Raw genomic sequence first — 14,999 nt, forward strand, 5'->3', positions numbered from 1 at the left:
CATTCTCCAGGCATCCATGCTCCGTACCCTGTCCATCCGTGATTTCGTCATCGTCGACTCGATAGAACTGGAATTTTCCGCCGGCTTCACCGTCTTCACCGGCGAGACCGGGGCCGGCAAATCGATCCTGATCGACGCGCTGACCCTGGCGCTGGGCGGCCGCGGCGACGCCAGCGTGGTGCGCGAAGGCGCGGCCAAGGCCGACATCACGGCCGATTTCGTCGTCAGCGAGCAGGCGCGCGATTGGCTTGCCGCCAACGAGTTCTCGGTGGAGGAGGGCGGCGCGCTGCTGCGCCGCGTGATCGACAACGCCGGCCGCAGCAAGGCCTACATCAACGGCATCGCCGCCACCGCCTCGCAGCTGCGCGAACTGGGCGACATGCTGGTCGACATCCACGGCCAGCACGCGCACCAGTCGCTGATGAAAACCGAGGCGCAGCGCGTGCTGCTCGACGGCCAGGCCGGCGCCGGCGCCGACGTCAAGGCGGTGGCGGCCAGCCACAAGGCGTGGCGCGCGCTGTCCAAACAATTGCAGGAATTCGAGACCAACGCCGCCAACGTGCTGTATGAACGCGAGCGCCTGGAGTGGCAGGTCAACGAGCTGGAAAAGCTGGCCGTCAAACCGGGCGAATGGGCCGAGGTGACCAATGAGCAAAGCCGCCTGTCGCACGCCGCCAGCCTGCTCGAAGGCGCGCAGGAGGCCTTGGCCGCGCTGTCGGAATCGGAGGACCATCCGATCCTGTCGCAGCTGTCGTCGCTCAACCAGAAGCTCGGCAAGCTGGCCAACATCGACACCGGCCTGCAGGCCATCGTCGACCTGATCGAACCGGCGCGCATCCAGCTGCAGGAGGCGGTGTACGCGATCAACGATTACCTCGACCGCGTCGAGCTGGACCCGGAGCGGCTGCGCCAGGTGGAGTCGCGGATGGAGGCGATTCATTCGGCCGCGCGCAAGTTCCGCGTCACCGAGGAGGATCTGCCGGACGAACACGCGAAGCTGGCCGAGCGCCTGACGCAAATCGCCGACGCCAGCGACATCGAGGGCTTGCGCAAGCAGGAGGAAAAACTCAAGGCGGCCTACATGGACGTCGCCGGGCGCCTGAGCGCCACGCGCGCGCAGGCCGCGCGCCAGTTGGGCGAGGCGGTCACCAAGGCGATGCAGGAATTGAACATGACGGGCGGGCGCTTCGAGGTCGTGCTGAACGCCGTCGAACCGACGGCCCACGGCCTGGAGCAGGTCGAGTTCCTGGTGGCCGGCCACGCCGGCGTGGCCGCGCGGCCGCTGGCCAAAGTGGCCTCGGGCGGCGAACTGGCGCGCATCTCGCTGGCCATTTCCGTCATCACGTCCAACGCCACCACCACGCCGACCCTGATCTTCGACGAGGTCGACAGCGGCATCGGCGGCGGCGTGGCCGAAGTGGTCGGCCGCCTGCTGCGCCGCCTCGGGCAGGAGCGGCAAGTGCTGTGCGTCACGCACCTGCCGCAAGTGGCCAGCCAGGCGGGCCAGCACTTCCAGGTCGCCAAAGGGACGCTGGACAATGGCAAGACCGCCTCGCGCATCGACGTGCTCGACGCCAAGGCGCGCGTGGAGGAAGTGGCGCGCATGCTGGGCGGGCTGGAAATCACCGCCACCACGCGCAAGCACGCCCGCGAGTTGCTCGCCTCCTAGTTCTAAAATACGTAGGGCGGATTACGGCGTCCCGCCTCATCCGCCCTACGAAATTCTCCCCTTCAACCTTGCCCCAAAGACCGGCGCCGCTGTCGCCGGTACGTTTGCGCCTCGTCAGTCCCCCGCCGCCGCGTGCGCCTAGAGTGGATGGCAGCACCGGACCAGCGTTCCCGACGCGATCCGTGTGGCCGCAGTGCAAGCGTCTGCTTGCGCGCATTTTCTTGCAAGGGGAAGCCATCATGCCATTCCAATCGATCCGCAACACCGGCGCGCGCCGCCGCTTCATCGCCGCCGCCATCGCAGCATTGTTCACATCGCTGCCGTCGTGGGCCGCCGAGCCGCACGCCAAGGCGGCCGAGCAGCAGCGCGCCAGCCTCTACACGGTGATCAACCTGGGTCCCGAATTCGCCAGCGCCGTGCTCAACGAGCGCGGCCAGGTCGCGTTCAGCGGGTTCAATGCCGGCGACACTGTCGCCCGTTTCTTCGACGGCGAGCGCCTCGTGCCGATCGGCCCGGCCGACGCCTTCACAACCGTTACCGGACTGAACGACCGTGGCGTGGTGGCCGGCGGGATCAGGTACGCCGGCGAGGCCGATGGCCGGGCGTTCTCCTGGACGGCGGCCGGCGGCATCCGCGTGCTGCCCGGCGCGGCGCCGTCGACCGCGCTCGACATCAACGAGCGCAACGAGATCGTCGGCTGGGTGTCGGCGCCCGGCGTGGTGGCGCGCGCCATCCGCTGGAATCCGGACGGCAGCACGACATTGTTGGGGCCGCTTCCAGCCTCGTCGTCGGAAGGCACCGCCATCAACGACCGCGGCTATGCGACCGGCTACACGACCGTCGCCAACGGCGCCATCCACGCCCACGCCACCTTCTGGGACCGGGCCGGCGCCCAGACCGACCTCGGCCCGTTCGACGGCGGCGACGGTTTCGGCCTGCGCATCAACGAGCGCAACGAAGTGGCCGGCGTGGTCAACTATCCCGCCACCGGCCGCACCGAGGGCTTTTTCTGGAGCCGCGACAGCGGCACCGTGCGCATCGATGCCGGCCCCGGATTCTTCCTGGGCGACATCAACAACCGGGGCGAGATTGTCGCCAGCGCCGAGATCGGCGGCCGGCCCCGGGGCTTGTATTGGACCCTGCGGCGCGGCATCGTGCCGTTGCAGCTCGGCTTCGGCACCATCAGCCAGGCGTACGACATCAACGACCGTGGCGAGATCGTCGGCGCGGTCGCCGCCGCCGAGGGCGCCGCCTGGCGCGCGGCGCTGTGGCCGTCGTACAGCGCCGTGCCGATCGACCTGAACACGCAACTGTACGGGGTGCCGGCCGGCCTGGAAGTGCGGGCGGCGTTCCGCATCAACGAGCGCGGCGACCTCCTGGCCGACTCGAACGCCGGCCTGGTGCTGCTGCGACCCGGCCGGCGCGGCACCGACGCGCCGGTGCTCGGCCCCATCATCGGACTGCCGACCATGGTGGAGCTGGGCCAGGACTTGACGATGACGCTCAACTTCTCCGACAACAACGCCACGCAAACCCATACGGCCAGCGCGGTCTGGAGCGACGGCTGCCCGTCGTCGTCGTCGTCGGTCGGCGAGGGCGGCGAGGGCGGCGGCAGCGGCCGGCTGCGGCTGCAACATAGTTTCTGCGCCGCCGGCTATTACAGCGTCAAGGTGATGGTCACCGATGCGGGCGGGCGCTCGACCGAAACGTGGCGCAACTTCCTGGTGGTGTCGCCGACGCTGGCCGCGCTCAGCGGCGAGGGCGCGTTGGCGGCCGACGCGGCCGGCGCGGCGGTGGCCGGGTCGGGCTCGGGGCTGCGCAACGCGCCGCTGCGCTTCGCGCTGTGGGCGCCGCTGGGCGACGCGTCGGCGGCCGCCGGCCGGCCCGTGGTGCGCTTGTCCGGTCCGTTCCAGTTCGACGGCGAGTCGGTGACGCACGCGAGCGCGACCGGCGAGCAGGCGCGGGTGGAGGGCACGGGCCGGCTCAACGGCGGCGCCGGCTACCGTTTCGTGCTCGAAGCGATCGACGGCGCCGCCGGGCAGGACCGCCTGCGGGTGCGCGTGACGCACGCCGATGCCGCTGGCGCCGAGGTCGTCGATTACGACAACGGCGCCCCGGGCGCGGCGGCCGGCGACCGCCGCGCCGCCGTCGCGCAGGGTGGGCTGACGCTGCGCCGCTAACGGCGGCGGCTGTGCGGGCCGGCGCGCTGTGCAACGCGCGCCGGCGCCGTCAGCGCAAGCGCCCGCTTGCGCTCATTTTTTGCAAGGAGCTCCATCATGCATACTCCATCGATTTGCGGCGGTGCCATGCGCCGCCGCGCCATCGCCGTGCTGTGCGCGTCGCTGCCGTTCTGGGCCGGCGCGCAGACCACGCCGGCCGCGCCGAAAAACGACCAGGCCGGCCAGTTTCCCTTCGGCCTGTACACGGTGATCAACCTCGGGCCGGACCCGACCGCGGCCGTGCTCAACGAGCGCGGCCAGGCGGCGTTCACCGACGACGGTTTCCCCGACACCGTCAGCCGCTACTTCGACGGCGACCGCATCCGGCCGATCGGCTCGCTCGGCGGCGGCTTCACCTACGTGACCGCGTTGAACAGCCATGGCGTGGTGGTGGGCGCCTCGGCCAGCACCGCGGAAGCCGGCGGCATCGCCTACTCCTGGACGCTGACCGGCGGCATGCGCGCGCTGCCGGGCATGGCGCCGTCGGCGGCGGCCGATATCAACGACAGCGGCGAGATCGTCGGCCGGGTCACGGAGGCCGGCGGCATGGTGCGCGCCATCCGCTGGAATCCGGGCGGCGGCAGCACGCGCCTGGGGCCGCCGCTGGCCGACTATTCCGAAGCCCGGGCCGTCAACAAAACCGGTTCTGCGACCGGCGTTTCCACCGGCACCACCGGCAACACCGTGCCGCACGCGATCCTGTGGGACCGCGCCGGCGCCGCCACCGACATCAGTCCGGTGACCGGCGGCTTTGGCTACGGCGTGCACATCAACGACCGCACCGAAGTTGGCGGACTGATCAACGATGGGCCTTTCGCTCCGTGGAAAGTCCTGTTCTGGAGCCGCGCCACGGGCACGCTGTCGATCGACGCCGGCATCGACTACCGTCCCGGCGACTTGAACAATCGTGGCGAACTGGTCGGCAGCGGCGAGGTCGGCGCGCAGCGCAAGGCCTTCCAGTGGAGCCTGGGGCGCGGCCTGGTGCGCCTGCCGGTCGAGGCCAGCCTGTTCAGCTACGCGGTCGACATCAACGAGCGCGGCGAGATCGCCGGATCGACGCTGCGCACGACCGCCGACGGCTACATCCAGCGCGCGGTGCGCTGGCCCTCGTCCACCGCGCTGCCGGTCGACCTGACCGCGCGCCTGTACCGCGCGCCGGCCGGCCTGGCGTTGCAGGAGGCGCTGGCGATCAACGACAACGGCACCATCCTGGCGAAATCGAACGCCGGCCTGGTCATGCTGCGCCCCGGCCTGCGCGGCACCGACGCGCCGGTGCTCGGCCCGGTCGTCGGCCTGCCGGTCGTGGTCGAGCTCGGCCAGGAGCTGGACTTGACCGTCAACTTCGTCGACAACGCCCGGGCGCAAACCCACCAGGCCAGCGCGGCCTGGTCCGACGGCTGCCCGTCGCCGGCGCCCGGCGTCACCGAGGCCGGCGGGGTCGGCCAGGTGCGGCTGCGGCACCGGTTCTGCGCGGTCGGCTATTACGCCGTCACGGTGGTGGTCACCGATTCGGGCGGCCGCTCCACCGAGCTGCGGCGCACCGTCTTCGTCGAGGCGGCCGGTATGGCCGCGCTGGGCGGCGAGGGCTTGCTGGCCGGCGGCGTCGCACCGGCCGGGACCGGGCAACGCGGCAATTCCTCCGCGCCGCTGCGGTTCGCGCTGTGGGTGCCGCTCGACGGCGCGGCGCCCGCCGACGGGGTTGCCGCGGGCGCGCCCGTGGCCTGGTTCTCCGGCCCGTTCCGCTTCCGCAGCGACGCGGTCACGCGCGCCACCAGGACCGGGGAGGGCCGCGCGCGGGTGGCCGGTACCGGCCGGCTCGACGGCCGGGCGGGCTATCGCTTCGTGCTCGAGGCCGTCGATGGCGGCGCCGTGCAAGGCGCGCGGCTCGATCGCCTGCGGCTGCGCGTCACGCACGCGGACGCGGCCACCGGTGCCGAAGTGGTCGATTACGACAACGAGCCGGCGCGGCCGCCGGCCGGCGCCGACCGCACCGTCGTGGTGGACGGCGGGCTCACGCTGCGGCAATAAACCTCCGGGGTCAGGTCCACCATTTCTACACGAACCGAGCGATTGATGCCTTAACGGACCAGCTTGTGTAGCATTGGTGGACCTGACCCCGGAGTGATTGGGGTTTCTTATCTATAATGGCGACCTGTCCTATTCAAACCGCCATTGGCCCCCATGACCTTCTCCAAAGAACCTCCTTACAAGCACGGCACCGTCGGCCGCAGCGCGATCGTGCTGGTCAACCTGGGCACGCCCGACGCCCCGACCCGCTCGGCCGTACGCCGCTACCTGAAAGAGTTTCTGTCCGATCCACGCGTGGTGGAAATCCCGCGCGCGGTCTGGTGGTTCATCCTGAACCTGATCATCCTGCCGTTCCGCTCCGGCCAGTCGGCCAAGAAGTACGCCACCATCTGGACCCGCGAGGGCTCGCCGCTCAAGGTGCACACCGCCGCCCAGGCGATGTACTTGCTGGGCGCGCTCGGCGAACGCGGCCACGAGAACCTGACCGTCGCCATGGCGATGCGCTACGGCTCGCCGTCGATTCCCGAGGTGCTGGCCAAGCTGAAAGCGGACGGCTGCGAGCGCATCCTGGTGTTGCCGGCCTATCCGCAGTATTCCGGCACCACCACCGGCTCGATCTACGACGCCGTGTTCGACCACTACGGCTCGGTGCGCAACATCCCCGAGCTGCGCTTCGTGCGCAACTATCACGACCATGACGCCTATATCCGCGCGTTGCAGAACTCCGTGCTGAGCCACTGGGAAGCCAACGGCCGTCCCGACAAGCTGGTGCTGAGCTTCCACGGCGTGCCGAAGCGCACCCTGATGCTGGGCGACCCCTACCACTGCGAGTGCCTCAAGACCGCGCGCCTGCTCGCCACCGCCTTGAAGCTGAAGCCGGAGCAATACATGGTCACCTTCCAGTCGCGCTTCGGCAAGGCCGAGTGGCTGCAGCCGTACACCGCGCCGACCGTCGCCCAGCTGGCGCGCGACGGCGTCAAGCGCATCGACATCATGTGCCCCGGTTTTATCAGCGATTGCCTGGAGACCTTGGAAGAGATCTCGATGGAGGTGCGACACGACTTCGAGCAGGCCGGAGGTAAAGAGTTCCATTACATCCCGTGCCTGAACGAATCGCCAGACTGGATCGCCGCGCTGGGCGAGATCGCCGAGCAGCACATGATCGGCTGGCCGACCCAGATGTCGCCCGCCCAGCACGAGGAGCGCCGCAAGGACGCCGACACCGGTCGAGCCGCCGCGCTGCAACTGGGCGCCGCCGACTAGGGCCGCGCCGGGGCGCAGCCGCCCGAATCGCTGAAAAAGTGACAACTACACCACACCCGCCCCGTTCCGCGATAATCAGCACTTGCGGTCGTTGAGTGCCAGCCTGTTAAAATAGTCAGCTGTTGGATCGGCGCGAGCCCGCCCTGCGCGGCACGGACCCGCGCCAAAGCTGATTATTTAGTGGGCAGAATAACCCTTGAAAACATAGGATATCGCCCCACTTGCAGCCAGTGCGGTAACAAAAGTAATGTCAAACAAATACGATAGTAGGAGTCTTTAGATGCAAGATCAGGAAAATCAAGCAGTACCTAATCCGGAAGCGGCCGCCGAGCCGGCCGCGCCATCGACTCCTGACCAGCAGCCTTCCCTGGAAGAACAGCTGGCCAGCACCGAAGCGCGTCTGGCGGAAATGCATGACGCGTTCATGCGCGCCAAGGCCGACAGCGAGAACATCCGCCGCCGTGCCCAGGAAGACGTCGCCAAGGCGCATAAGTTTGCGGTTGAAAGCTTCGCCGAAGCCATGGTGCCGGTCAAAGACAGCCTGGAAATGGCCTTGAAGGTCGAGTCGCCCTCGATCGAGTCGCTGAAGGAAGGCGTGGAAATGACGCTCAAGCAGCTGACCGCCGCGTTCGAAAAGAACCGTCTGCTGGAGATCCAGCCGGCGCAGGGCGACAAGCTCGATCCGAACAAGCACCAGGCCGTTGCCGTGGTGCCGGCCGACCAGGAAGCCAACACCGTAGTTTCCGTGCTGCAAAAAGGTTATATGATCGCGGACCGCCTGCTGCGTCCCGCCATCGTGACCGCCGCGCAAGCGAAGTAATGTCCGGGGCCGGGGTTGAATTTAATTATTTCACCGTCACCCGAACTTAAGCACTTGAAAACATACAGCTTTTCCACATATTAGTACCATCTGAACTTAGCAAAGAGGAAGAAAAATCATGGGTAGAATTATCGGTATCGATCTGGGAACCACAAATTCCTGCGTTTCCATCATGGAAAATGGTCAGCCAAAGGTAATCGAAAACGCCGAAGGCGCGCGCACGACGCCATCGATCATTGCTTACCAAGAAGATGGTGAAATTCTCGTCGGCTCGCCGGCCAAGCGCCAGGCAGTGACCAATCCGAAGAACACCCTGTTCGCGGTGAAGCGTCTGATCGGCCGCAAGTTCGACGAAAAAGAAGTACAGAAGGACATCGGCCTGATGCCTTACACGATCACCAAGGCCGACAACGGCGACGCCTGGATCGGTGTGCGCGACAAGAAGCTGGCGCCACAGCAAATCTCCGCTGAAGTGCTGCGCAAGATGAAGAAAACCGCCGAAGACTACCTCGGCGAAGAAGTCACCGAAGCGGTCATCACCGTGCCGGCGTACTTCAACGACTCGCAGCGCCAGGCGACCAAGGACGCCGGCCGCATCGCCGGCCTGGACGTCAAGCGCATCATCAACGAGCCGACCGCGGCCGCGCTGGCCTTCGGCCTGGACAAGAACGAAAAGGGCGACCGCAAGATCGCCGTGTATGACCTGGGCGGCGGCACGTTCGACGTCTCGATCATCGAAATCGCCGACGTCGATGGCGAGAAGCAGTTCGAAGTGCTGGCCACCAACGGCGACACCTTCCTCGGCGGCGAAGACTTCGACCAGCGCGTCATCGATTACATCATCGACGAGTTCAAGAAGATCAACGGCCTGGATCTGAAAAAAGATCCGATCGCCCTGCAGCGCATCAAGGCTTCGGCCGAGCGCGCGAAGATCGAACTGTCGTCGTCGCAGCAGACCGAAATCAACGAGCCGTACATCGCCATGGCCAACGGCGCGCCGGTCCACCTGACGCTGAAGATGACCCGCGCCAAGCTCGAATCGCTGGTCGAGGAATTGATCAACGCGACCATCGAGCCATGCCGCATGGCGATCAAGGACGCCGGCGTCAAAGTATCCGACATCGACGACATCATCCTGGTCGGCGGTATGACCCGTATGCCGAAGGTGCAGGAAAAAGTGAAAGAGTTCTTCGGCAAGGATCCACGCAAAGACGTGAATCCGGACGAAGCGGTCGCCGTCGGCGCAGCGATCCAGGGTTCGGTCCTGTCGGGCGAGCGCAAGGACTTGCTGCTGCTGGACGTGACGCCTCTGTCGCTGGGTATCGAAACCCTTGGCGGCGTGATGACCAAGATGATCCACAAGAACACGACGATTCCGACCAAGTTCTCGCAAGTGTTCTCGACGGCCGACGACAACCAGCCTGCCGTGACCATCAAGGTTTATCAGGGTGAGCGCGAAATCGCCGCCGGTAACAAGGGCCTGGGCGAATTCAATCTGGAAGGCATCCCGCCGGCATCGCGCGGCACGCCACAGATCGAAGTGACCTTCGACATCGACGCCAACGGCATTCTGCACGTCGGCGCGAAAGACAAGGCCACCGGCAAAGAGAACAAGATCACGATCAAGGCCAACTCCGGCCTGACCGAAGCGGAAATCCAGAAGATGGTGAAAGACGCCGAAGTCAACGCCGAAGAAGACAAGAAAGTGAAAGAGCTGGCCGAATCGCGCAACCAGGCCGACGCGCTGGTGCACTCGACCCGCAAGTCGCTGACTGAATACGGCGACAAGCTGGAAGCGGGCGAGAAGGAAGCGATCGAAGCGGCGATCACCGAGCTGGAAGGCTCGATCAAGTCGGGCGACAAGGCCGACATCGACGCCAAAGTGGCCGCGCTGTCGACCGCTTCGCAGAAGCTGGGCGAGAAGATGTATGCCGACATGCAGGCGCAGCAGGCTGCGGCCGGCGGTGCTGAAGGCGGCCAGGGTGGTCCGGGTGCCGGCGCCGGCGCCGAACAGGCCAAGACGCAAGACGACGTCGTCGACGCCGACTTCAAAGAAGTCAAAGACACCAAGTAATGGGTCTGTAAAAGCGCCGCTCCCCCGGGGAGCGGCGAGCGCCGAGCCGTGCGGCCGTGTAAGCGGTGCCGGCTCGGCTTTTTAGCATATTCAGCACACAGTATAAATACAGCAAGGTCCCGACAATATGGCAAAGCGTGATTTCTACGAGACACTTGGTGTCGCAAAAAACGCGTCGGAAGACGAGATCAAGAAGTCCTATCGCAAACTGGCGATGAAATACCATCCGGACCGCAATCCGGACAGCAAAGAGTCGGAAGAAAAATTCAAGGAAGTCAAAGAAGCCTACGAGATGCTGACCAATCCGGAAAAGCGCGAGGCGTATGACCGTTACGGTCACGCCGGCGTCGATCCGAACATGGGCGGCGGTGGCGGTTTTGGCGGTGGCGCCGGCGGTTTCGGCGACGCCTTCGGCGACATCTTCGGCGACATCTTCGGTGGCGGCGGCCGTGGTGGCCGCAGCGCCGGCCCGCAGGTCTATCGCGGCGCCGATCTGCGCTACAACCTGGAGATCACGCTCGAGCAGGCGGCCCACGGCTTCGACACCACCATCCGCGTGCCGTCGTGGGACAAGTGCGACACCTGCCACGGTTCCGGCGCCAAGCCGGGCACCTCGCCGGTCACCTGCACCACGTGCGCGGGCCACGGCCAGGTGCGCATGCAGCAGGGCTTCTTCAGCATCCAGCAAACCTGCCCGAAATGCCACGGCACCGGCAAGATCATCCCCGAGCCATGCGCCGCGTGCGCGGGCCAGGGCCGCATCAAGCGTAACAAAACGCTGGAAGTGAAGATCCCGGTCGGTATCGACAACGGCATGCGCATCCGCTCGTCCGGCAACGGCGAACCGGGCACCAACGGCGGACCGTCGGGCGATTTGTATGTGGAGATCCACATCAAGCCGCACACGGTGTTCCAGCGCGAGGGCGACGACCTGCACTGCGAGATGCCGATCTCCTTCGCCAAGGCGGCGCTGGGCGGCGAAATCGAAGTGCCGACGCTCTCTGGTAAAGTATCGTTCACGATCCCCGAAGGCACCCAGTCGGGCAAGACCTTCCGCCTCAAGGGCAAGGGCATCAAGGGCGTGCGTTCCGGCTTCGCGGGCGACTTGTTCTGCCACGTGGCGGTCGAGACCCCGGTCAAGCTGACCGAGAAGCAGAAGGACATGCTGCGCGATTTCGAGAAGCTCACCACCGAGGGCGGCGCCAAGCATAGCCCGCAAAGCAAAACCTGGCGCGACAAGGTGAAGGACTTTTTTGAGTAACCGTTTTGTGTAACCCCGTCGTCACACAGGACGCGTAATATCGGACCGCCGTGCAGCCCATCTTGGGCGGCTCGGCGGTCTTCTTATGTACAAGAGGAGCATTCATGAGCGATCAAGACATCAGCAAATCCCCGCTGCGCGGCCTGTTGGAAAACAACCGCAAATGGGCCGAATCGGAAGTGGAACGCGATCCGGACTTCTTCAACCGGCTCGCCACGCAGGCGGCGCCCGAATATCTGTGGATCGGTTGTTCGGACAGCCGGGTGCCGGCGAACGAGCTGCTGGGCCTTGCGCCGGGCGACGTCTTCGTCCACCGCAATATCGCCAACGTGGTGGTGCATTCGGATTTGAACGCGCTGTCGGTGCTGCAGTTCGCGATCGATGTGCTGAAGGTGAAGCACGTGATCATCGTCGGCCACTACGGCTGCAAGGGCGTGCACGCGGCGATGACGGGCCAGCGTTTCGGCCTGGTCGACAACTGGCTGCGCCATGTGCAGGACGTCAACCAGAAGCACGAGCGGTATATGGGCGACGTGATGCCAAGCCAGGAGCGCTCGAAACGGCTGGTGGAGTTGAATGTGGTCGAGCAGGTGTCGAACGTTTGCCAGACCACGATTTTGCAGGATGCGTGGGATCGCGGCCAGGACGTCACCGTCCATGGTTGGGTCTACGGTATCGAGGACGGCAAGCTGCATGATTTGGGCATGACGGTTACTGCTGCGCATGAGCTGGCGCCGCGCGCCACCGTCAGGCTGGGCAAGTATGAGGAGCAGCTGGGCTGATCCACCTCCAGCGGGAGCGGAGACGCTGTTCTCCGCTCCCTATTGCGGTTGTTTTTTGTTCAGATTTTCATAACCCACAACCAGCGCGTCCAACAAGTGGCGCACGGCTGGCACCATCCCTCTACGCGTGGGGAAGACTGCGTGCACCAAGCCGGACTTGGATGTCAGATTCGGCAGCACCACCTGAAGCCTGCCGGTACGCAGCGCGTCATCGACAAATTCCCTCGGTAGCATCGTAACGCCCACGCCGCGCATGGCCGCCGCCCTCAGACTCGACAAGTCGTCCGTTGCCATGCGGGGCCGATGCTCCAGTGTGAACGCTTGCCCACTCGCGTCGAATAGATTCCATACATAGCGTTCCCGTTTGCTCGCTGACGCCAGCGTCGGCCAATGCTTCAACTCTTCCAGCGACGTCACCGCGCCGAGTCGTTCTATCAGACGCGGGCTGGCCACCAGGGCAAATGTCGACAGCCCCAAGTGGCGAACCGCGAGGTCGATGTCCTCCAGCGGTGGAAGCCGCACACGCAGCGCGATATCCAGGCCCTCCTCGATGACATCGACTTGGCGGTTGGTCGCGTCGATCAGCACGTTGACCTCGGGATTGTCCAGGGCGTACTGGGAAATGATGTCGGCTACTCCCGAACTCAGCAATGGCACCGGACAGCTGATTCGAACGGTGCCCTGTGGCTTGGTGAGGGTTTGGTCCACGATCTCCCTGGCGGCACGGGATTCGGCCACCAGTGCCACGCAGTGCTCATAGAACCGACGCCCCGTTTCGGTCAGCGAGAGGCTGCGGCTGGTGCGATTGAGCAAGCGAACCCCGAGCTCTTCCTCCAAAGCCCGAACGCGCCGGCTCAGTTTGGAGGTTTGCAGCCCGAGTGCGCGCGCGGCCGCGGTAAAGCTGTTGCGTTCGACCACCTCGGCGAAAAGGCGCAAATCGTTGAGGTCTGAGATCTGGTCCATGCGATCGGGCTCCGATAATATCCTTAGATCATTCTACCTGCGGCAACGATGCATTGCCAGCCAGGAGATATGCAAGCGATCGTTGCGAATTTAAGATGGCTTCATCAACTCCACTCCCAAAGGTAACAACCATGATCGACGTCTACGCCTACGCCACACCCAACAGCCTCAAAGTGCCCATCGCACTGGAAGAAATGGGGCTCGACTACCGCCTCATTTCCGTCAACTTGCGCCAAGGCGCACAGAGGGCGGACACCTTCAAGGAGATGAATCCAAACGGCAAAGTGCCGGTGCTCGTCGACAGTTCCGACAAGGACGCGGGCGTTGTCCTGAGCGAGTCGGCCGCGATTCTGGTCTACCTGGCTGAAAAGACCGGGCACCTTTTGCCTGAAGATGCCGCGCAGCGCGGCAAAGTGTTTGAACAACTATTTTTCCATGCCTCCGCCGTCAGCCCTGCGTACCTGCAGGCATTCCTGGTCGGGATCCAATCGCCGCCGCAGGCTGAAGCCAAGGCGAAGGCGCTCACCGAGGTCGAGCGTGTGCTGGGCGTGCTCGATCAAGCCCTGCGGTCTCGCCAATATGTCGCGGGCGACACCTACAGCATCGCGGACATCGCGCATTTCGGCTGGATCTGGCGCTCCCAGGCGGTCGGAGCGTCGCTTGAACAGTTCCCCTCCGTCGCTCGCTGGTACGGCGAGATGCTCGCACGGCCAGCGGTCGCGACTGCCATCGACAAAACCCTGGCGCTCGCTTAAGCAGAAACGCGCCCTATCGGGAGAACAAAATGATTTTGCACCGAAGCTGGGAATCGCTGGACAAGCTCGACATCGGGCCGAATCGACGTCGCGGTGGAGTCGATGGGCGCGCGGGACGGCGCGGTGTTGACGAATATGCCGGCGATCGACGTGATCGCGCTTGAAGATTCCGAGCTGGTCATGGTGGCCACCGGCCCGACGATGGACTGATTGACATTTTCCCGGTCTGACCGGAAACCCCGAAACTACAGGAGAAATCTTATGAGTGACCCGATCCACGAACTACTTCATCGCAACCTCCAAGAGGTTTTTGGCGAAGGCGATGGCGCGCGCCGGCGTGCCGCGATCGAAGAACTTTATACCGAAGACTGCGAGGTGTATGTGCCTCCCGGTGTGTTTGTCGGACGCGACGCGCTGGACAAATTCGCCGGTGAGCTGCGGGCAACGCATCCGCATTTTGCCTACACCGCGCACGGCGCCCCGCAGGTTCTCCATCACGCGGCCCGACTGCATTGGGGTTCCGGTCCGCGCGGCGAACAGCCAGCCTACACGGGCGAAGACGTGATCATTGTTCGCGACGGCAAGATCGCTGCGCTGTATGTGTTTTTGGATCCGACATCCGGTGAGGAAGGAGAGACGCCATGACAGGTGCATCAAGAAAACTACTGACCTTGAACGTCAACCAATCGCCGGTGCTCGAGAACGCCTTGGGACCAGGTGTGGGCTTCCAGCCGCTGTTCCTCGATACCGCCAATGGCATTTGGTGCATCCGCGCCCTGTTCGGCCCCGGCATCACGTTGCCATCGCATTTGCACACCGGTCCGGTGCATGCGTACACGCTGTCAGGCAATTGGTACTACGCCGAGCATCCGGAGCAGCCGCAGACCGCAGGTAGCTATCTCTATGAACCGGCCAGCAGCGTCCCCCATTTGTTCAAGACGCCTGCCGAGAACACAGAAGTCACGGAAATCATTTTCACGGTGTTCGGCGCCAATGTGAATTTCGACGAGCAGGGCCGGTTCCACAGCGTTATGGACGCCGGCCTTATACAACAGCTGGTCAAGGACCTCCAGCAGGCCCAGAACCGCGATGTTGTTCCTTACATTGTCGCCCCCGGTCCCGACGTGCTTCAGTGACGGCGGTTGTAGCGTTTATCCCATGCCGA

Annotated in this window: 12 protein-coding genes; 11 read left to right on the forward strand and 1 reads right to left on the reverse strand. The window is 65.0% G+C overall.

All coding sequences use genetic code 11. The features are described 5' to 3' along the window. The first annotated feature begins 16 nt into the window (after window positions 1-16). The 8 genes from recN (at window position 17) to can (ending at window position 12,116) form a co-directional block, all read left to right on the forward strand. A complete protein-coding gene (recN, locus tag AC0IYS_RS03560; RefSeq protein ID WP_471703879.1) occupies window positions 17-1,669 on the forward strand; it encodes a DNA repair protein RecN in 1,653 nt (550 codons plus the stop codon). 239 nt (window positions 1,670-1,908) lie between these two features. Further along, the gene (locus tag AC0IYS_RS03565) at window positions 1,909-3,849 is read left to right on the forward strand and encodes a hypothetical protein (RefSeq protein ID WP_471703880.1); all 1,941 of its coding nucleotides are present in this window, start codon (window positions 1,909-1,911) and stop codon (window positions 3,847-3,849) included. A gap of 96 nt (window positions 3,850-3,945) precedes the next feature. After that, window positions 3,946-5,916 carry a hypothetical protein gene (locus AC0IYS_RS03570; protein WP_471703882.1) on the forward strand — a complete coding sequence of 657 codons (1,971 nt, stop codon included), beginning with the start codon at window positions 3,946-3,948 and terminating at the stop codon, window positions 5,914-5,916. Between the two features lie 153 nt (window positions 5,917-6,069). Further along, a complete protein-coding gene (hemH, locus tag AC0IYS_RS03575; RefSeq protein WP_471703883.1) occupies window positions 6,070-7,179 on the forward strand; it encodes a ferrochelatase in 1,110 nt (369 codons plus the stop codon). Window positions 7,180-7,459: 280 nt separating this feature from the next. Continuing rightward, complete coding sequence (gene grpE / locus AC0IYS_RS03580) at window positions 7,460-7,999, forward strand: nucleotide exchange factor GrpE (RefSeq protein WP_090325222.1); 540 nt, start codon at window positions 7,460-7,462, stop codon at window positions 7,997-7,999. 118 nt (window positions 8,000-8,117) lie between these two features. Next, window positions 8,118-10,073, forward strand: a complete 1,956-nt coding sequence (gene dnaK, locus AC0IYS_RS03585) for a molecular chaperone DnaK (RefSeq protein ID WP_471703884.1) — start codon at window positions 8,118-8,120, stop codon at window positions 10,071-10,073. Between the two features lie 127 nt (window positions 10,074-10,200). Further along, window positions 10,201-11,334 (forward strand): molecular chaperone DnaJ, encoded by a 1,134-nt coding sequence (gene dnaJ / locus AC0IYS_RS03590; RefSeq protein WP_471703885.1) that lies wholly within the window; start codon window positions 10,201-10,203, stop codon window positions 11,332-11,334. A gap of 104 nt (window positions 11,335-11,438) precedes the next feature. Continuing rightward, on the forward strand, window positions 11,439-12,116 hold the full coding sequence (can, locus tag AC0IYS_RS03595; RefSeq protein WP_471703886.1) for a carbonate dehydratase: 678 nt from the start codon (window positions 11,439-11,441) through the stop codon (window positions 12,114-12,116). 39 nt (window positions 12,117-12,155) lie between these two features. On the opposite strand, the gene AC0IYS_RS03600 is transcribed toward can, so the two are convergent. Further along, a complete protein-coding gene (locus AC0IYS_RS03600) occupies window positions 12,156-13,079 on the reverse strand; it encodes a LysR substrate-binding domain-containing protein (protein ID WP_471703887.1) in 924 nt (307 codons plus the stop codon). A 131-nt stretch (window positions 13,080-13,210) separates the two neighbouring features. On the opposite strand from AC0IYS_RS03600, the gene AC0IYS_RS03605 reads away from it, so the two are divergent. The 3 genes from AC0IYS_RS03605 (at window position 13,211) to AC0IYS_RS03615 (ending at window position 14,970) form a co-directional block, all read left to right on the forward strand. Next, the gene (locus tag AC0IYS_RS03605; RefSeq protein WP_471703888.1) at window positions 13,211-13,834 is read left to right on the forward strand and encodes a glutathione S-transferase family protein; all 624 of its coding nucleotides are present in this window, start codon (window positions 13,211-13,213) and stop codon (window positions 13,832-13,834) included. 261 nt (window positions 13,835-14,095) lie between these two features. After that, window positions 14,096-14,479, forward strand: a complete 384-nt coding sequence (locus tag AC0IYS_RS03610) for a nuclear transport factor 2 family protein (protein WP_471703889.1) — start codon at window positions 14,096-14,098, stop codon at window positions 14,477-14,479. Continuing rightward, a complete protein-coding gene (locus tag AC0IYS_RS03615) occupies window positions 14,476-14,970 on the forward strand; it encodes a 2,4'-dihydroxyacetophenone dioxygenase family protein (RefSeq protein ID WP_471703890.1) in 495 nt (164 codons plus the stop codon). Before AC0IYS_RS03610 ends, AC0IYS_RS03615 begins: the two co-directional genes overlap by 4 nt. Window positions 14,971-14,999 lie beyond the last annotated feature (29 nt).

The sequence above is a fragment of the Duganella sp. AC237 genome (assembly GCF_979254035.1).